At 41.6% G+C, this 19,561-nt stretch carries 18 protein-coding genes; 2 read left to right on the top strand and 16 right to left on the bottom strand.

The window, feature by feature from the left end; all coding sequences use genetic code 11:
- Positions 1–41: 41 nt before the first annotated feature.
- The 5 genes from BK583_RS02450 to BK583_RS02430 all read right to left on the bottom strand — a co-directional run bounded on the left by BK583_RS02450 (position 42) and on the right by BK583_RS02430 (position 5,687).
- Positions 42–1,550, bottom strand: a complete 1,509-nt coding sequence (locus tag BK583_RS02450) for a tripartite tricarboxylate transporter permease (protein ID WP_055735373.1) — start codon at positions 1,548–1,550, stop codon at positions 42–44.
- A gap of 12 nt (positions 1,551–1,562) precedes the next feature.
- Positions 1,563–2,021, bottom strand: coding sequence for a tripartite tricarboxylate transporter TctB family protein (locus BK583_RS02445; RefSeq protein ID WP_038483851.1), 459 nt, complete (start codon positions 2,019–2,021; stop codon positions 1,563–1,565).
- 11 nt (positions 2,022–2,032) lie between these two features.
- Positions 2,033–3,034, bottom strand: a complete 1,002-nt coding sequence (locus tag BK583_RS02440; RefSeq protein WP_055735374.1) for a tripartite tricarboxylate transporter substrate binding protein — start codon at positions 3,032–3,034, stop codon at positions 2,033–2,035.
- Between the two features lie 103 nt (positions 3,035–3,137).
- Positions 3,138–4,778 carry an AMP-binding protein gene (locus tag BK583_RS02435; RefSeq protein WP_078440006.1) on the bottom strand — a complete coding sequence of 547 codons (1,641 nt, stop codon included), beginning with the start codon at positions 4,776–4,778 and terminating at the stop codon, positions 3,138–3,140.
- A gap of 300 nt (positions 4,779–5,078) precedes the next feature.
- Positions 5,079–5,687 (bottom strand): TetR/AcrR family transcriptional regulator C-terminal domain-containing protein, encoded by a 609-nt coding sequence (locus BK583_RS02430; protein ID WP_055735375.1) that lies wholly within the window; start codon positions 5,685–5,687, stop codon positions 5,079–5,081.
- 160 nt (positions 5,688–5,847) lie between these two features.
- On the opposite strand from BK583_RS02430, the gene BK583_RS02425 reads away from it, so the two are divergent.
- Positions 5,848–6,630: an SDR family oxidoreductase gene (locus BK583_RS02425; RefSeq protein WP_055735376.1), complete on the top strand. Its 783-nt coding sequence runs from the start codon at positions 5,848–5,850 to the stop codon at positions 6,628–6,630.
- A gap of 152 nt (positions 6,631–6,782) precedes the next feature.
- Positions 6,783–7,598, top strand: coding sequence for a MurR/RpiR family transcriptional regulator (locus BK583_RS02420; protein ID WP_055735377.1), 816 nt, complete (start codon positions 6,783–6,785; stop codon positions 7,596–7,598).
- Positions 7,599–7,635: 37 nt separating this feature from the next.
- Here the strand turns inward: BK583_RS02420 and BK583_RS02415 are convergent, their stop codons facing one another.
- The 11 genes from BK583_RS02415 to BK583_RS21050 all read right to left on the bottom strand — a co-directional run bounded on the left by BK583_RS02415 (position 7,636) and on the right by BK583_RS21050 (position 19,561).
- Positions 7,636–8,322: an N-acetylmannosamine-6-phosphate 2-epimerase gene (locus BK583_RS02415; RefSeq protein WP_055735378.1), complete on the bottom strand. Its 687-nt coding sequence runs from the start codon at positions 8,320–8,322 to the stop codon at positions 7,636–7,638.
- A gap of 5 nt (positions 8,323–8,327) precedes the next feature.
- Positions 8,328–9,863, bottom strand: a complete 1,536-nt coding sequence (locus tag BK583_RS02410) for a PTS transporter subunit EIIC (protein ID WP_055735379.1) — start codon at positions 9,861–9,863, stop codon at positions 8,328–8,330.
- Positions 9,864–10,002: 139 nt separating this feature from the next.
- On the bottom strand, positions 10,003–10,665 hold the full coding sequence (locus tag BK583_RS02405) for a response regulator (RefSeq protein ID WP_307188666.1): 663 nt from the start codon (positions 10,663–10,665) through the stop codon (positions 10,003–10,005).
- Complete coding sequence (locus tag BK583_RS02400) at positions 10,649–12,265, bottom strand: ATP-binding protein (protein ID WP_055735381.1); 1,617 nt, start codon at positions 12,263–12,265, stop codon at positions 10,649–10,651. Before BK583_RS02400 ends, BK583_RS02405 begins: the two co-directional genes overlap by 17 nt.
- Positions 12,266–12,396: 131 nt before the next feature.
- Positions 12,397–13,239, bottom strand: coding sequence for a sugar phosphate isomerase/epimerase family protein (locus BK583_RS02395; RefSeq protein ID WP_055735382.1), 843 nt, complete (start codon positions 13,237–13,239; stop codon positions 12,397–12,399).
- Positions 13,236–14,228 carry a Gfo/Idh/MocA family protein gene (locus BK583_RS02390; RefSeq protein WP_055735383.1) on the bottom strand — a complete coding sequence of 331 codons (993 nt, stop codon included), beginning with the start codon at positions 14,226–14,228 and terminating at the stop codon, positions 13,236–13,238. The genes BK583_RS02395 and BK583_RS02390 overlap by 4 nt, the downstream gene beginning before the upstream one ends.
- An 18-nt stretch (positions 14,229–14,246) precedes the next feature.
- A complete protein-coding gene (locus BK583_RS02385) occupies positions 14,247–15,263 on the bottom strand; it encodes a Gfo/Idh/MocA family protein (RefSeq protein WP_038483866.1) in 1,017 nt (338 codons plus the stop codon).
- Between the two features lie 28 nt (positions 15,264–15,291).
- Positions 15,292–16,101, bottom strand: coding sequence for a carbohydrate ABC transporter permease (locus BK583_RS02380; protein ID WP_038483869.1), 810 nt, complete (start codon positions 16,099–16,101; stop codon positions 15,292–15,294).
- A gap of 21 nt (positions 16,102–16,122) precedes the next feature.
- On the bottom strand, positions 16,123–17,052 hold the full coding sequence (locus BK583_RS02375; protein WP_038483871.1) for a carbohydrate ABC transporter permease: 930 nt from the start codon (positions 17,050–17,052) through the stop codon (positions 16,123–16,125).
- Positions 17,053–17,071: 19 nt separating this feature from the next.
- The gene (locus BK583_RS02370; protein WP_055735384.1) at positions 17,072–18,328 is read right to left on the bottom strand and encodes an ABC transporter substrate-binding protein; all 1,257 of its coding nucleotides are present in this window, start codon (positions 18,326–18,328) and stop codon (positions 17,072–17,074) included.
- Positions 18,329–18,352: 24 nt separating this feature from the next.
- Entirely contained in the window at positions 18,353–19,561 is a 1,209-nt protein-coding gene (locus BK583_RS21050) for an ROK family transcriptional regulator (RefSeq protein WP_269083160.1), read from the bottom strand.

Below are 19,561 nucleotides of genomic sequence, written 5' to 3'. Positions count from 1 at the left end.
GAAAAACCTTACGAGCTCAACGCTCATAAGGCTTTTCATTCCTACATTCCAATTGATTGATCATTGCTTTTGCGTCGTTTGATTGCATTTCTCCACGTCGGAATCACAAGCGAGAGGATCGTTAATACAATTAATGATAGAGCAAGCGGACTTTGTGCAAAGATTACTAATGAGCCATCCGAAATGGTTAAGGATTGACGCAACATTTGTTCCATCATCCCACCAAGAATAAAGGCTAAAATGAAGGGTGCTGCTGGAAAAGCAAAAATGCGCATAAGATAGCCAAGGATGCCAAACAAGACAAGCAAATAAAGATCAAACGTACTAAAGCTAACTGCGTACACACCCACTAAGCTAAAGATCACAACAAGTGAAATCAGCAATGGTCGAGGAACAGCTAAAATCTTCACGAAATATGGGATGAGGGGTAGATTTAAAATTAATAGAAAGACGTTCCCAATGTACATACTGGCAATAACACCCCAAAAAACAGTTGGGTTTTCTGTAATTAAAAGGGGTCCCGGCTGTAAGCCTAACACGAGAAATGCACCTAGCATGACAGCGGTTGTTCCTGAACCTGGAATCCCTAGTGACAGCAGCGGTACGAACGCACCGCTAGTAGCAGCATTATTGGCCGTTTCAGGTCCAGTCAGCCCTTTAATGGACCCCTTGCCAAACTCCTCCGGATTCTTCGCTAGCTTTTTCTCGGAAATATAAGCAATAAATGAAGAAATCGTCGCACCTGCTCCTGGTAAGATACCAAGGAGGAAACCGAGAAAGGATTGTCTTGTCATTGGTCCTTTCATTTCATTTAAATCTGATTTACTCAGCTTCAAACTGCCAATGTTTTTAAAACCACTCATGGATTCTCGTCGATTTAAAATGAGGAAACACACTTCAGCCAGAGCGAAAACGCCAAGGGCAATAATGAGGAAGTCTATTCCATCCAATAAGTTAACACTTCCAAAGGTAAAACGTGTTGTACCTGTCTGTGAATCAATCCCAATGGTTACGACCATGAAACCTAGAACAGCGGAAGTTAGTGCTTTTAACGTTGAGCCTTCGCTTAAACTGGCGATTGCCGTAAGCCCGAGCAACATAAGCGCGAAGTACTCAGGTGGTCCAAAATAAATCGCGACACTTGCAAGCATAGGTGCAAACAACATAAGTAAAATAACACTTACTGTCCCACCAACAAAGGAAGCGATTGCGGAGATCGCAAGAGCTTTTCCAGCTTTCCCTTGCTTCGCCATTGGATAGCCATCAAATGCCGCTGCTACTGTGCCCGCTACCCCTGGCGCATTTAACAAAATGGAAGAAGTCGATCCTCCATACATTGACCCGTAATACACACCTGCCATCATTACGAGCGCTATGGTAGGGTCCATACCGTACGTAATCGGAATCATGATAGCGATGGCACTAATAGGGCCAAGTCCCGGTATCATACCGATAATGGTTCCAAGCAGTACACCAACAAAAACAAACAAAATGCCTTCCCAACTAAAGGCCGCTGAGAACCCTTGCATTAATCCATCAAATGAACCCATTACACATCCCCCTTAAAACGGCAGGATTCCAGCCGGTAGGCGGATCGCTAAGCCATAATTAAACAAACTATAAACACCTACTGAGAAAATGAGTGCGGTTAAAACCGTCACAACCCATTTTCTGTAGCCAAGAATACGTGAAGAGATAAGAATAAATAAAGCCGTCATAATAACAAATCCAACTACTTCTAAAACAGTAATATACATAAGAACAAGCCCCATCATTCCAAACAGCATATAGGCCTCTTTTTTCGGGATCGTCCGCTTCTTTTTCTGTTCCTCCGTATCTACATCTTTCGCAAAGAAAAAACAAATGCCAAGCACTAGCAAGCTAGCACCGAGTAATTTTGGAATTAAGTCTGAATCAACAGGTACAAAAGCATACTCAGGTAGTTGAAACGCCATGATTAAATACGAAGCTGCAACAACAATTAATACAAGCGATATTCCGCGGTTTACGGTTAGTTTCATACGCGCTCCTCCTAATTTCCACCAAATCCAAGTTCATCTAATGCTGCTTGCAAGTCAACAGACTGCTCATCTAAGAATTCCTTAAATGCTTCATGCCCCATGTACAGTTCATCCCATCCGTATGCTTCTCGGACTTCAGCAAAAGAATCCGAGAGAGAGGCTTGCTCAAACACATCCTCATAATAGGCAAGTTGTTCGTCTGTCATGTCTGGCGGGCCAAACACGCCTCGCCACACGACAAATTCTGCGTCAATTCCTTGCTCAATCCCTGTTGGTAGGGTGGAGAGATAGTCACCTTCTAATCGTTCAGGTGCTGTAATGCCTAATATTTTCATCTTACCTGCCCGTGCCTGCTCAGCTGCTTCTGAAACACCTGTCGAAATCACGTCAACACTTCCGTTTAAGACTGATGTCATGGCGCCACCATCTTGATCTGACACATAACGAATTTTCGCAATATCCACGCCAGCAGCTTGTGCAAACAGAATAAACTGCATGTGATCCATACTGCCTGGAGAGGATACACCTATCGTTGTCACTTGTGATGGGTCTTCTCGCATATCAGCAAACAGTTCGTCTAACGTATCCCACTTTGCATCGTCTCGTACGGCAAAAGCACCATAGTCTGCTATTAAATTAGCAATCGGTGTAAAATCTTTGTAGCCGTACTGGGACTGTCCAGCTAACTCAACAAAGTGAAGTGGAGGCGAGCCAATAAAGATGTTGTGAGGGTCATTTCGCTTATGGATGTAGGCCCAGGCAACAGCTCCTCCACCACCTGGCTTATTGACAACCCCAAAACTTTGATTCGCAAGATCATTTTCATCAATCGTCTTTGAAAGCATTCGAGCTGTTGTGTCCCATCCTCCTCCAGCTGCGGCCGGAGCAATAAATTCAATGGGACGATCAGGCTTCCAGTTCCCACTCGCATCGACGGACCCATGTTGAACAGGCATGGAGCAAGCTCCTAAAAGAACCGTACACCCAAGCGGAAGTAGCCATGATTTTTTCATATGAAACACCCTTTCTACGATATAATAGGTCTGTAATAGCGATAATAGTTTTAGAAAGTCTATTGAATTGGTAGCTGCTTTGTCAAAAACAGCTACCGTTTCATTAAAGCGTTTTCATTTTGTTAATCGCTTGTTCCTTAAGTTTAAACTTTTGAACCTTTCCTGACGCTGTCATCGGAAATTCCTCGCACATTTCGATATATCGAGGAATTTTATAATGAGCAATCTTGCCTTTGCAATAAGCGATTAACGCTGATTTTTCGATTTCCATACCTTCTTTCACCCGAATCCAAGCCATCACTTCTTCCCCGTATTTCTCATCAGGAACACCGATGACTTGCACATCTAGAAGAGCAGGATGAGTATAAAGAAATTCCTCGACCTCACGGGGATAAATATTCTCTCCTCCACGGATAATCATATCTTTCAGTCGCCCTGTAATCGTGCAATTCCCAGCTTCGTCCATAACTGCTAAATCACCTGTATAGAGCCAGCCGTCTTCGTCGATTGTGTTATCCGTTGCTTCTTGATTTTTGTAATAGCCTTTCATGACATTATAACCACGACAACAAATTTCACCTTGTACACCTAGTGGTACCTCTTGTCGAGTCGAAGGGTCAACAATCTTCACCTCGATCTGTGGCATGGCTCGACCAACGGTCTGCACACGTACATCTAGTGAATCACTTGTGCGTGTTTGCGTAATACCAGGGGATGTTTCTGTTTGCCCGTAAACAATCGTTAATTCGTTTGCGCCCATATCATCTGATACTTTTTTCATCACTTCGATTGGACACGTTGAGCCTGCCATTATCCCTGTACGTAATGAGGATAAATCATAGGATGAGTAAGCAGGATCGTTTAATTCAGCGATGAACATTGTTGGTACTCCATGAACAGCTGTACAGCGTTCCTTTTCAATCGAGGTTAGCACATCCGCTACATTAAACTCTTGTACAGGGACCATCGTTGCTCCACTTGTGACACAAACCAATGTCCCTAATACACAACCGAAACAATGAAAGAAAGGCACCGGAATACACAAGCGATCTTTATAGGTGAAATTCATCCCTTCTCCAGCATGCTTGCCTGTATTAATAAGGTTATGGTGCGTAAGCATAACGCCTTTTGGAAAACCGGTTGTGCCTGACGTATATTGCATATTAATGACATCATTAGGGTCAAGCTGTTTGAGACATTGATCAAGCGTTGCATCTGTCACTTGATCTGCATACGAGAGGAGGTCTTGCCAATTGAGCATACCAGGGTAATGCTTCTCACTTAGAACAATGACGTTTTTTAAGTGAGGGAATGTTTCCGATTGTAGCTGTCCTGGTATCGCTGTTTTTAATTCAGGAAGGATGTCATAAATGATATCTAAGTACGATACGCTTTTATACGATTCCATTAAAATAAGCGTTTTTGAATCAGACTGCTTTAAGAGATACGCTAGCTCCCTTGCTTGATAATTCGTATTAACCGTAACAAGTACCGCACCCATTTTACCTGTTGCAAATTGCGTTGTCACCCATTCTGGCATATTTGACGCCCAAATAGCTACGTGATCTCCTTGTTTTACTCCGAGACCAATGAGTGCTTTCGCCACATGTCTGCACGTTTCATTAAACTCGCTATAAGACAGACGTAACCCTCGATCCACATAGACAAGTGCATCATTGTTTGGAATGTCTCTTGCTTTCGTTTCAAGCAACATTCCGATAGTCGTATTCATCAATTGGCTCATGCGTGTCATTCCACCTCTTTTTGAAGACTAAAAAGACAGCATCTAACTGAAAAGTCGGAAAATAAATGACCTTCCTTCACGTAAAGCTGCTCTCTTTTACCTTTTACAGTTCTCCCCTTACCCTTTAACTCCTTCTAGAAATAAGTAGTGAGAGTATTAAGATGATGAATGCACTTCATTTGCATGACTGAGTTTTATTTATCTTACACAAACTCCCCTTAAATGTAATCGTTTTCAATTTAATGTTCATTTTGTTCATAAAGTTCACACAAGTTGCAGAGGCAAAGGAAATACATCCCTCTAGCCTCTACTCGTTACTTTAAACTCTTTTGCAAATGATTCGAGTATATGGATAAGACGCTCAGCCATATCATTCGGACTAATAGGATATCCTTTTTCAATCCAATCGACTAATAAGCCTGCTGTACCATGAGCCATATATAGCTTATGTGCATCATAGTTAATATCTCGGTCTTGATTTACAGATACCAGCTGAAAATGTTCCTTCAACACCTCATAGATCGCTTGCGGCAAGCCGCGATGCAGGCTCGGTATTGTATCTTCAATGGTGTATAAGTTAAAAAAAGCCTGGTTGGCATACATGAAATGGGTCAATTCAAATGACCCAGCATGCATGGTACCTGTTGTCACGCTTTTTCCTTTTTCGTATTTATTCATACTCGTCTCTTTAATTTGTTGATACATCTGTGCTTTCAATTCATCTGAAAGACAATACTTGTCCTGATAATAAAGATAAAAAGTGGTTCGGTTGTAATCTGCTTTTTTCACAATATCTGTAACAGACACATGGCTGAATCCCTTTTCATGAACGAGAGTAATAAAAGCTTCCTTAAAGTTGTTTTTTGTCCGCTCACTTTGTTTTGACGAACGTTTTTCACTTGAAGTCATGTATGATTCCTCCAAAAATCAACATAATAACCAAAGGTGTAGATTCTATCGACAGATCCGACCTGATTAACGATTGTTGTACACAATGAATCCGTTTACACTCGAGATAGAAGTTCCTTCCCTTGTTTTTATTATAGCATCGCTAAAAGGAGACGTTTTTATGAATCGATTTGAAGATAAGGTCATTATCATTACAGGTGGTGGCTCTGGATTAGGAAGAGCAGCAGCGAAACAGATTGCATCAGAAGGAGCCAAATTAGTTCTTGTAGATTTAAATATGGCAGGTCTAGAGGAAACAAAACAAGTCATTTTAGACGAGTTCCCTCAAGTCACTGTGGAATTAGTCGAAGCAAATGTTGCAAAAGAGGATGACGTTAAGAAGTATGTTCAGTTCACCAAAGACACATTTGGACAAATTGATGGCTTCTTTAATAATGCTGGCGTTGAAGGAAAACAAAACCTTACAGAGGATTATGGCATTGAAGAATTTCAGAAGGTGGTTGACATTAACCTAAATGGTGTCTTCTACGGAATGAAGCACATCTTAAAGATTATGAAAGAACAAGGCTTTGGATCGATTGTGAACACAGCATCCGTTGGTGGTATTCGTGGTGTCGGTAACCAATCCGGCTACGCAGCAAGTAAACACGGAGTTGTCGGTTTAACAAAAAACTCAGGCATTGAATACGGTCAGTTCGGTGTCAGCATTAAAGCCATTGCTCCAGGTGCCATCATGACCGCTATGGTAGAAGGTTCTTTACGTCAAATTGGCGGGGATAACTGGGAAGACGCTGGTAAAGAATTTGTTAAAGCGAACCCTATGCTTCGCTTTGGTAAGCCAGAAGAGGTTGGTTACCTTGTTGCTTTTCTTCTATCACATCAAGCAGACTTTATTAATGCAACTGTTATTCCAATTGATGGTGGTCAATCATATAAATACTAACTGCGAGAACTAGTTAAAAACGAACCCATGAACAATCGTGTAGGTTCGTTTTCTTTTTGTTTCACCTATAGCTATGATTCCCATTACATTTCATTCCGTATCTATTTTCCTGTATGATAGAGAGAGAAAGATGTGAAAGGAATTGAGATCTTATGGCGTCAATTATCAATCACATTCAACTTGCTTATCACACGCTAAGTACCGCGGAAAAACAAATTGCCGATTATGTCACTTCTCATAAAGAAGAACTTGCCAACATTCATATTCGTGATTTGGCTAACAAAAGCAATACTTCCATTGCCACCATTACGCGTTTTTGTAAGAAGCTTGGTGTAAAAAGCTTTGTTGATTTTAAGATTCTGTTAAGGGATGAATTAATTAGAAGCGAAGCCAGTGACCACTTGATTGAGGAAATGGCGCACATGTATAAAGTCATTATAAACGGCAGTAATTCCCTTTTATCTGAAGCCCAAATCATTGGGGCTTGCCAGCTTATTGAGGCTGCAGAAAGGATTGAAATTTACGGAATTGGTAGTTCTTCACTTTCTGGACAAGAACTTAAGTTCCGTTTAATGCGCATGGGATTTCGGGTAGATGCACATTCCGATTCTCATACTATGTTGATGAACGCTTCTCTTCTTAGCTCAAAAGATTTAGTTATTGCGATTTCCAACTCTGGTCATACACAGGATATCATTGATGCTGCTGCACTTGCGAAAGAAAACAAAGCAAAAATTCTTTTATTAACAAATCATGAATCGACCCCACTTAGTAAATTGGCAGATTATTTACTGCTTAGCTATAGCCCAAAGGCTTTTTACAATAAAGGGTTTTTAAATGCACAACTATCAATCTTACATATCCTTGATCTAATAAGTATGGTTTTGCTTAAAGAGAAGGAACGAGAAGATAGTCGGATCAAAACGTTAGATGCACTGAACAAGTTAAAAAAACTTGGTCCATCTTAAAAAAGCGGACTCTCTAAAAAGGAGAGTCTGCTTTTTTTCATTTTAAACCATTTACAAAATTCCTTGTAATCTGTTGCGGTCGAGTGATAGCTCCTCCGACAACGACGCAATATGCGCCTGAATCTAGGGCTCGTTTCGCAAGTTCTGGCGTGTCCATTTTTCCTTCAGCAATAACTGGTTTACTCACAGCAGCTACGATTTCTTTTAAAACTAAGAAATCATCAGCCGCTGTAAGTACTCCCTTTGTGTATTCCGTATATCCGACAAGCGTAGTTGAAACACAGTCAAACCCAAGTTGTTCGGCATGAATTGCTTCTTCCACTGTTGATACATCCGCCATTAATGCTACGTTTGGATAAGTGGCTTTTATCTCCTTAACAAGTGTAGCAAGTGTTAATCCGCCAGGTCGCTTCTGCTTCGTCGCATCCATGGCAATCATGTCAGCTTCTGCCTCCATTAATTCATCAATTTCTTTCATGGTCGCAGTGATATAAACATTGCTATCGGGGTAATCTCTTTTTACAATCCCAATGACAGGCACATCCACGTGTGCTTTGATTTCTTCTATATCTTGTTTTGAGTTAGCTCGAATTCCCGCTGCTCCTCCTACTTGGGCTGCTATAGCCATCCGTCCCATAATATACGAAGAGTGGAGTGGTTCTGAATCAAGCGCTTGACAAGATACAACTAATTTTCCTTTTAAGTTTAACAAGATGTTGTGCATCCTTACTATTCTCCCATCCATTCATCAACTTCATTTCGAATGACCGTTACTTCAGGTCCATAGATTACTTGAACACCGTTTCCATTCACGATCACACCTTTTGCCCCGGTAGCTTTTAACTTTTCCTTGTTTACTTGATCGCCATTGTAAACGCTAATCCGAAGGCGAGTCGCACATGCATCAACGTCTTTAATATTTGCTTTCTCTCCAAGTCCAGCAACAATAGCTTTTGCTCGCTCTGTTCCTTTAATCGTAATGTTTGTTAATTCCTCATCTTCACGACCAGGCGTTTTAATGTCAAGCTTTGTAATGAGAAAACGAAAAGCAACGTAATAAAGGCAAAACCATACGGCTCCAATAATTGGTACGATCATCCAATTGGTTTTTTCATTCCCTTGCAAAACACCAAATAAGATAAAGTCAATGAAGCCTCCTGAAAACGTTTGTCCAATTGTTACTGAAAAGATATGAGCCAACATAAAAGCTAATCCATCAAATACAGCATGAACTACGTAAAGCAATGGTGCAACAAACAAGAACGAGAATTCAAGGGATTCTGTAATACCCGTTAGAAAAGACGTTAACGCTGCTGACAGCATTAACCCTCCAACGATTTTCTTGTTTTTTGGTTTTGCTGTATGGTATATGGCTAATGCTGCTCCCACTAAACCGAACATCATTGTAATAAACCGCCCAGACATAAAGCGAGATGTTCCTTCGTAGAAGCTCTCTACCGATGGATCGGCAAGCTGAGCAAAAAAGATGCGTTGCGTCCCTTCAACTAAAGTACCGTCAACAAGTAGTGAACCCCCTAAGCTTGTTGTCCAAAAAGGAATATAGAAAATGTGATGAAGACCAAAAGGTCCAAGTAGCCTTAAAATCGTTCCATAAATAAAGGTTCCGATATAACCTGTAGCCTCAACTATTCCTCCTAAAGAAAAAATTCCTGATTGAATAAAAGGCCAAATATAAAACAATAGAACGCCTAAAATCATGGCACCAAACGAACTAATAATAGGAATAAATCGAGAGCCACCAAAGAAACCAAGAAAACGAGGAAGCTCAATTTTATAATAACGTGCATGTAAAAGATAAACTAAAATACCAACAAGTACACCACCAAATACACCCGTTTCAAGGGTTTGAATACCTACGGCCATACCCTGTCCAGCATCAGATAGCTGACCTTCAGCCAAATCTCCCGTAATCACAAGCATAGCGTTAATTGTTGCATTCATCACAAAAAAAGCTACCATTGCTGCCAAACCTACTGTACCTTTATCGGCTCGTGCTAATCCAACTGCCAAACCTACAGCAAACAATAAAGGTAAATTAGCAAAGACGATATTTCCTGCTGAACTCATTATTGTGAATATAGCTTGGAGAAAAGCCTGATCTAAGAAAGGATATGCAATAATGGTATTTGGATTGCTTAATGCACCACCTATTCCCAATAGCAAACCTGCTGCTGGAAGAACCGCTATAGGGAGCATAAATGATTTACCAAATCGTTGAGCTTGTTCAAAGAAAACGTTTTTCATACAAACCTCCTTTAAGAAAACTATTTTCATAAGTATAACTAAACCGTTTACAATTTTCAACAGGTCATTTATTTCCATCTAATCAACAAAAACGCCTTTCACTTTGAAAGACGTTTACTATACTGTACGAATGATCACGCTACAGCTTCCAATATTTCCGCTCTGGCCTTCCTACTATGCCATACTCCAACTCTGCTTTCGCTTCATCTATTGAAATCAAATATTCTAAGTAACGGCGGGAGGTTGTTCGTGATGCACCAAATTCCTTGCCAAGGGCCTCCGCTGTTATCCCGTCTTGCTGTTTACTGAGAAGATGGCGAACCTTTTCTAATGTGAGCCTGTCAATTCCTTTAGGCAATTCACTTTCTTTGTCACTATTGTCTTTTACGCGGAGAAAAAAGGAGTCCGCGAGAGCTTGGGTTATTCGAGGGGACTGCTTTAATTGTTTACTCTGCGCCTGCGCTTTTTCAATGGCTTCCTTCAAGCGTTCAAAGGCAATCGGTTTGATGAGGTAATCGATCACTCCAAGGTGAAGGGCTTCTGTAAAGATGTCTTTTTCTGTAGCAGCTGTGATAAGAATAATTTGCACATGAGGGGCTACTTCATATAACTGCTCGACTACATCGACGCCTAATTGATCTGGTAGATAAACATCTAATAAAACTAAATCAGGTTGATACCGGTTAACGAGCTGAATGGTTTCATTAGCTGTCTGAGCTTTTGCAACGACATGGATGTCTTGGAGCTGTTGCAAAAACTTCTCGTGGATACCTGCTACATGATAATCATCTTCTGCTATCATTACGTTCACTTCGTTCTCCCACCTTTTCTTTTGGAATGTATAAACTCATAATTGTTCCTGATGGTTGATTGTCTTCGATTTCAAGTGTCCCGTTCAATTCTGTAAGCGCCGCTTTCACAAGTGCTAGACCATAACCCCTTTGACCACATTTTGTTGTCGTGCCTCGCTCGAATAACTGAGTTTGGATCGATTCAGCGATTCCTGATCCATTATCTGCCACTTCAACAATTAGTTCTCTGCCAATATCGGTTAAAAACACTTCCACAGTTGGCTTGTCACGTCCTATCACTGCATCAAATGCATTGTCAACAACATTCCCAATAATGGTCACGAGAGGGGCCGCTGCTTCTGCCGGCCATTGCCATTCAACTGTGCTCGAAGAATCAAGTGTAAAGCTAATTTTTTTCTCAGAAGCTTTTGAGCGTTTACCTATTAGTATGGCTTGAATAGTAGGATCTTGAATTTGTTCAAAAACAATCTGGTCATCACGCGTTTGGGTGCCTGTTTCTTCTTCAATAAAATCAATTGCCTCATCATAGTAGCCTAATTGAAGATAGCCAGATATAGCGTACAATTTATTCGTATATTCATGAGTTTGCGCCCGAAGATCCTTTGAATACTGTTGAATCTCCGATAAAGCGTTTACTAACTCCTGTAATTCAGTTCGATTTTGAAAGCGGGCGACTTTCCCTGCATATTGCCCATCTTCATTTATAATTTGATAATAAATAATAAGACGTTTTTCATTTACGATTACTTCGTTTTGACCTGTGGCTTCTTCGTCTTGTAAGACAGCCGCAATCTCTGAATTTGGCAAAACATGATGAATCTTCTGCCCGATGGCCTGCTCATCGATTTGAAGTACCTCTTTGGCAAGTGCATTTAGAAGTGTGACTCTTCCATCCTGGTCCGTTGCTAACAATCCTTCACTCACCGCTTCAATGACAGCATGACGCTCTTTATACAAACGTGCAATTTGATAGGGCTCCAACCCGAATGTATCGCGGCGAATACTTTTAGCAAGTGCATTACTCCCTACCATACCTATCAAGAAGATAACGAGAATGGCGGAGGCAAATACGGTAAATCCTTTTAAAAACGTTGCGTTTATGTATTCAACCATGTAGCCAACCGAGACCACTCCAATAATAGAGCCGTCTTCCCCACGAATCGGTGTTTTTCCACGTACCGCTTCACCAAGTGATCCCTGAGCCAGAGACGTATAGCTTCGTCCATAAAGGAGCGCATCATCGTTATCCCCACCTACCATCTCTTTGCCAATTTGTTCACGGTTTGGATGGGTTAAGCGTACGCCGTCACGATCACCAATGACAATATATTCTGCACCCGCATTACGTTGAATCTGATCAATCAGCTCTCTTACCTGTTCTCTATTTCCAGTACCACTTAATGCTTGTTTTACCTCTGGTATTTCTGCCACTGTTAAAGCGGTTGTTAGCGCTTGCTCGCCGATTAAGTTTCGTGCTTGCTCTCGTTCTAAATAGATATAAACAACTGTTATGAGTAGCATAATAAGAGCAATTAGCGCAGTGACGTACCTTCTAAACTTTTTTTCAAGGGTTCTTTTATTCGTTGTCATACTTTCACCTATTATCTTAAAAGTGATCCTTTTCCGTATAGTTTACTATAGATTCGAGTTGAATGACTCTCTTTTAAAGCGCTTTTTTGGAAAGGCCCCATTAAAAAAACGACCAGTATGGTCGTTTTTTCCTAAGTAGGATAAGGCGTTATTTGCGATGCTAACAAAAGATCCATCTGTCTAGACGTATCATAAGCAAGGGCTGCGGGATCGTAGGCATAGGGGGTTAATTCCGCTATCAATTCTCCATTATAGCCAATTTCCTGAAGTTCCTTCATCACAGCTTGCCAGTTGACGTCTCCTGCTAATAGATTTGTGAAGCCAGTAATCGTACCGACACTTGTTTTAAAATCTTTTACATGTACTTTAAAAATGCGCTCTCCTAATATCCGAATCCACTGCTCTGGGTAGCCAAATTGTAGTACATTTCCGACATCAAAATACGCACCTACGTGAGTTGAATTCACCTCATCAATATATTGGGCCATTTCAAGAGGTGATAACAAAAAGCGGTTCCAGACGTTCTCAATTCCAATTCTGACATTTACCTCTTCCGCTAAAGGGGCAAGCTCTTTCAGTGCCGCGATGCTGCGCTCATAACATTCATCGTACCGCACATCTTCCGTCACCATTCCTGGGACGACAAGGATCGTACTGACGTCTAAATCATGAGCGAATTCCAGCATTCTTCTTACAACGCGTTTCCCTTGCTCTCGAATTTTTTCATCGCCAGAAGAAAGGGGTGTTTGCCATAATAACGAGGTAGATAGGCTATCCATTTCCAGTCCTGCTGCTTTTATTTGCGTTTTTATCGCTTTAGCTTCTTCTACCGTTGTATCAAGGGTTAATCCCACTTCCCCTGGCTTAGCCACGTTTAATTCAATTGTTGAGAATCCGGCCTGTTTCGTCCATTCTAGCACGCGATCAAGTGGTGTTCCCTCTGGATAGCACCATTGGTTTATGCCCTTTTTCATCGCGCTACCTGCTCTCCCTCACCTATTGCAACAACGTCCCCTTTTGCTGCAGAAGCGTAAGCACCAATTGCTACTTCTAACGCTTTTAAACCATCGGTTCCTGTCACAGAAGAACTGCGCTTTTGTCGAACACTTTCAATAAAATCACGAACAAGGCTATCATCCATGTTGTCGCCCCAGAAATTGTACTGAAGACCACCACTATGGTAAAGATCCAATTTCTGCGCTTGTGCATCGACTTTCAATGTCCCTTTCGTTCCGATAAACTCTAGCGTAACATCTCCCCAAGTAGGGAAATTCGAATTTCTTGACCAGCTACAATCTAGTGTAGCAAAAACACCGTTTTGAAACGTTAGTGACAATATGCCTGCATCATCAATGGCTTTTGCTGAGAAATGTTGATCGATCTCAGCGTACACATCTGCAACGTCTTCTTGTAAAATCCAGCGCATTATATCCACAACATGGACAGTATGGTCAATAACAGCTCCACCACCTGCTAGCTGCTTATCATTAAACCAACCTCCAGGATTCTTGCCTCGGTTCGTCCCTTTCATTGCTAGGATATCACCAAATTCACCTGCATCAATACGTGCCTTTGCTCGTTTAATGGCTTCGTTAAAGCGGACTGGAAAAGCCGTTTGCAGGAGAACGCCAGCTTCTTCGCATGCAGCAATGATGGCCTGTGCGTCTTCAACTGTATGGGCAAGCGGTTTTTCACATAAAACGGCGGCTCCTGCTTTCGCTGCGGCTACTGCATGTTCTTTATGGCGGGCATTTTCGGAAGTCACAACGACTGCATCAAGCCCTTGAGCCAACAATTCATGGTACGATTGATAGTAGTCCGCTTGATACTGTTGAGCCGCTTCTTTGCCCCGCTTTTCATCATCATCCGCTATTCCCACTACTGTAACCCCATCAATGGCCACTAAACTAGATGCATACGCATGGGCATGACCATGGGCAAAACTAATTATTCCTACTTTCATAACGTCTCCTCCTTCAAATTAATGGGCTACTTTCTGAGAATGAATGGTGACAGGCTTCTTTTTCTTAATGGACTGTAAAGCAGCCATCCCAATTTCCACTGCTTTAAGCGCATCCTCCGCAGTCACGATCGGCTCTTTTCCTGATTGAATACACTGGATAAAGTGACTCAATTCCGTATAGTAAGGGGAGTTCTTTAAAGGACTTTCAGGAACCGCTACACCTGGCTTCCCATCTGGACTTGCTTTTTCCGCTACAAGCGCTTGGTTTTTTTGACTATCATAGTGGAGGATACCCTCTTTACCAGCAAGTTCAAAGGATGTACGGAAGCCTTCATGCGCCCACGTACCTTCAAGGTGAGCAATGACGCCGTTTACAAAACGAAGGGTCACAAGAGCGTAATCCTTTCGTTCTTCATTTATACCCGCGACACCTGCAAGATTCCTGGCATATACCCGTTCCACCTCTCCAAAGCACCACCGTAAGAAGTCAAAATCATGAACCAGTAAGTCAAGAACGAGTCCACCACTCCGGTCCGTGTTTGCATACCAATCTTCCGTCGCAACAGGATACGATCCTCCTCTTGTTGTTCGAACAACACCAACCTTTCCAACCACACCTTCATCCAATGCTTGCTTTGCTTTTTGATATTCTGGAAAGAAGCGGACAACATGACCCACGTAAAGGGCAACACCTTGTTTTCGGCAATAGGTAATCATTTCTTCTGCAGCTTCCAGTGAACGGGCTAATGGCTTCTCACAAATAATGGCTGCCTTTACATCGGCCGCTTTTTTCACAAATGCCGGATGAAGGTCTGTAGGGACACAAATTGAAATAACGTCAATATCCTCCCCTACTTCCTTAATCGCTTCATCAAACGAATAGAAAGACTTAGCGCCTGATTTCTCCCCCCATTCGTTTGCGCGTTCTTCTTTCACATCTACTACAGCTGTAAGCTCTGTTTCGTCCATTTCCACAAAACTAGAGGCATGGACCGCCCCCATCGTACCAAGACCAACCACCATAACTCGTACCATTTGATCCATCTCCTTTTTTCATATCTTATTATCTTCGCACTCCACCTAGGGCAATTCCTGCTATTAAATACTTTTGTAAGAAAAGAAACATAAGTAACATTGGTATAGTTGACATGAGCGCAGCTGCCATAAGTAATGGGTATTCTGTTGAATATTGCCCTTCAAAATTCGCTATTCCAACAGAAAGGACGCGCATATCAGCGGAGTTAGTCATAACGAGTGGCCACATAAAATCATTCCATGAAGCTAAGACGGTGAAAATGCCAAGAGCCACAAGCGCTGGCTTTGCATTTGGTAAAATGATGCGCCAATAGACACCCCATTTAGAACACCCATCCATTATGGCGGCTTCATCAAGTTCTTTTGGAATCCCCATAAAAAACTGACGTAGTAGAAACACACCAAATGCACTAAAAATACCGGGAACAATTAAAGCATAAAACGTATTAATCCAGCCGAACTGCGAGAGCAATGCATAATTCGGGATAAGAATGACTTGGATTGGGACCATTAAGACCGATAAGATCACAAGAAACAATGTATTCTTAAACGGAAAATCCAATCGAGCGAATGCATATGCTGCCATCGAGCAGAGAAATAATTGAGAGGCTGTTCGGGCAACTGTGACAAATATGGTATTGGCATAATACGTTAGGAAATCAGCACTCTCGAATACCCGTGCATAATTATCAAAGTGAAATTGCTCTGGAAAGAGTGTAGGTGGTATTTGCATCGACTCTAAATAGGATTTAAATGAAGTCGAAACCATCCAAAAGAAAGGAATAATCATGACAATTGCACCAACTAGTAACAATATATGAACCCAGCTTTTTCTCATACAACGCCACCCTTTCTAGTATTAACTATCATAATGGACCCATTTTTTCTGACCAGCGAATTGTAAAATCGTTATCCCGAGAATAAGTAAAAACAACACAAAAGCTTGCGCAGAAGCGTAACCCATCTGGGAAAACATAAAGCCTGATTCATACACACCGTACACGATCGTTCTCAGCGGACCAACAAGGGCGGTGGTATCTCCAATCATGACGAACAATAAATCAAATACTTGTAAAGAGCTAATCATCCCCGTTACCATAACAAAAAACAATGTAGGTGTAATAAGTGGTAACGTGATGGAGAAAAACTGCCTCATTTTTGAAGCACCATCTATTTCAGCAGCTTCGTAGTAACCTGTATCTACATTCTGAAGCCCTGCTAATATGAGAATGACATTATTACCTATTGTCATCCAAACGTAGACAGCAATGACGGAAAGAAGCGCAATAGACGGGTTGAACAACCACTCTGGCTGTGGTAAGCCTACCGCACCAAGAAAATAGTTAAACAGCCCATATTCGGTATTGTATAACCATTTCCATACCATCCCTACAGCAATTGGCATTGTAACGACAGGAAGAAAATACAGGGCTCGATAGACGATCATTCCTTTTATACGTTGATTCAGTAAAACAGCAATTAGGGTAGCTATTGCAATCGAAGCAGGAACAGCAACTAGCATAAAGACCAATGTGTTTAATAGCGATCGTAAAAAGATCGGACTAGTAAAAAGCGCAATAAGATTATCCATTCCAGCAAACGAAGGAGCCGTTAGTCCATCCCAATGCGTGAATGACAAAGCAAAGGAAGCCATCGCAGGTCCAATATAAAACGTCATTAACCCTAATACTGTTGGTCCAATAAACAAAAGTGCCCACCACGTATCGTTTGTCCATTTCTTCTTTTTGGTGGAAGATGTAGGCCTAACTGTCATTGAAACGCGCGCCATTTGCTTTCCCCCTTCTTCTTTACTCCTCTAATCCTTGATTCAACATTCGTTCCATTTCAAGACCAACTCGTTCAAGCACGTCTTCTATCGGTTCACCTGAAAGAAAGGCTCCTTGAATTTCAGTTGTCTCCATTCTCTGCCATTCCATTGTGTTTCGAGAGAGCGGGTAAGGAGAACCCGTTTCTTGAGCGTCAATGAAGACTTGTAAATTCATGTCCGGTAACGATTCCAACCATAAATCTGCTGCCGATCGTGCTGCTGGTGTCGAAAAACCGGTTTCTGCAATAATGGTGTTCCCTGTCTCACCGGTTAGTTCCTTCATCAATTCCCATGCAAGCTCCGGATGTTCAGCCCCTCTATTCATGGCCCAACTAATCCCATGCAAAATCGCTGTATCTTCTTTATAGCTCGGAAGTGGTGCAACATCTACTATCTCTCCAAGTTCTTCACGGTACATAACCGCCATAACCGATATAGCCGGCATCATTGCTAATTGGTTGGACATAAATAACTGATTATTGTCATTTTGAATTTGTGATTTGATATCTGGTGAAATCCCTTGCTCGATTAAACGCTCAACAAATCGAAATGCTTCAACTGCTGCATCCGACCGAAAGCCTGACTGAGTTTGGTCTTCACTCACAATGTCGCCTCCAGCTTGATGAATATAATTATAGTAACCCGATTGATTATGAACGACTGGAGCCAAATAGCCATAAATACCTTCTTCCTTATTCGTCAGTTCAGCTCCAACCCGCTCAATGTCTTCCCACGTCCACGATTCATTTGGATAATCCACACCAGCTTCATCAAAAATGTCTTTGTTATAATAAAGCCCAACAGCATCTACGAAGTAAGGCGCAGCATACAAATTGTCTTCATAACTATATAAATCGATCATACTTTCGTAATAATCACTTTTTTCAAAATCCGCATCTTCCTCTATAAACGGTTCTAAGTTTTGGATTAAGCCAGGCTGGGCATATTGATAAAAGTTAACTGCATTCATCCAAAAGAGATCCGGACCCGCTCCACCTCCAATACTTGTTCTCAAGGTTGTCCAATATTGTGAAAACGGGCTATATGTAACTGTTACATCAACATCTGGATGTTTTTCTTTAAATGAAGCAATGGCACCATCTATGGCATCACTTGCCTTTTCATCCCACAGGGCAATACTAATTGACTGGTTACCAGAATCATCATCATTACCACTACAGCCGATTAATCCTAATGCAACAACAGCAAGACTTACCCAATTCGCCACCCTTTTCACTATTTCGCCTCCTTGCCCATTTTGCTACCGTAAAAACACATTGTATTTTCCAACTTGCATTTCATCTTGAAGCAAAACCGCCAACGCTCCTAACAAATTCATATCGTTTCCTAATGCCGTTTGTTTCATTTCAAAATCCTTCTGAACGATCGTCATGGCTCTCTTTTCAATCTTCTCTCGCAATATCGCTAAAAGTGGTTCGTTATTAACCACATGCGCACCATTTAAAATGACTGCTTGGGGATTCATGAAGTGAAGCACATTTGTAATGGCTACGGCGATGTACTCCGCCATCTCCTCCACAATTTTTAATGCAAACGGATCTCCTTCACATGCTGCCTCTACAAAATGACTGGCCTTCACTTTTTCAGGAACAAAATCCGCTCTCGCCACAATGGCTTCTCCCTCTTGTTGAGTGAACCACCCTGATAGAATGCGAGCATAGATGGCTGGCCAGCTTACATAATTCTCTAAGCATCCCTGATTGCCACATGAACAGCCTATTCCTCCTGGAACAACAGACATATGCCCAATTTCTCCTGCACTACCACTATACCCTCGAAAAATATGATCATGGACAACAATCCCAGCACCAACTCCTTCATCAATAGAAAGATAGAGCAACTCCTGATAAGGTGCGTCACCAAACTGCTTCTCTGCAATAACAAGTGCATTTAGATCATTTTCAACAAAAACTTGAAGTCCAAATGCTTCTTCCACAAGGCGTTTAAGCTCGATCTTATACAAATCAAGTTTCGCATTATAGAGAATGACACCATTTTTGGCATCCACAACGCCAGGGCAAACGATAGAGATCCCAACTAATTTTGATTGACTCTCAAGGATGGGCTGCACAAAAAGAGAAAGGGATGTTAAGATGTGCTCGACATAGGCATGGCCTTTTACATTTTGAACGTGATAGACCATCTCGTTCTTTCGTTCACCTGATAAATTAAGAACCGCCATTTGAATAGAGGAATTGCGTAACGATACCGCAATAATTAATGCTTTATTCGGATTAAACCGATAAAGGACAGGCTTTCTACCACCAGTTGAGTCACCGATTCCTTCCTCCATCACATAGTCTTCCTTCATTAATTTAGCTAAAATGGTCGAAACCGTCGTTTGACTCACCTGCACGTTTTCAGCCAACTCTGCTTTTGACAAAGGGCCTTTGTTGCGAATAAGATTTAATACATTTACGCGGTTGACTTCATGTAATTTCGTTTTAAT

The organism is Shouchella oshimensis, from assembly GCF_002019765.1.
Lineage (GTDB): Bacteria > Bacillota > Bacilli > Bacillales > Bacillaceae_D > Shouchella > Shouchella oshimensis.
Note: the sequence above shows the minus strand (reverse complement) of the source record. Positions and strands in the feature narration are given on the sequence as shown.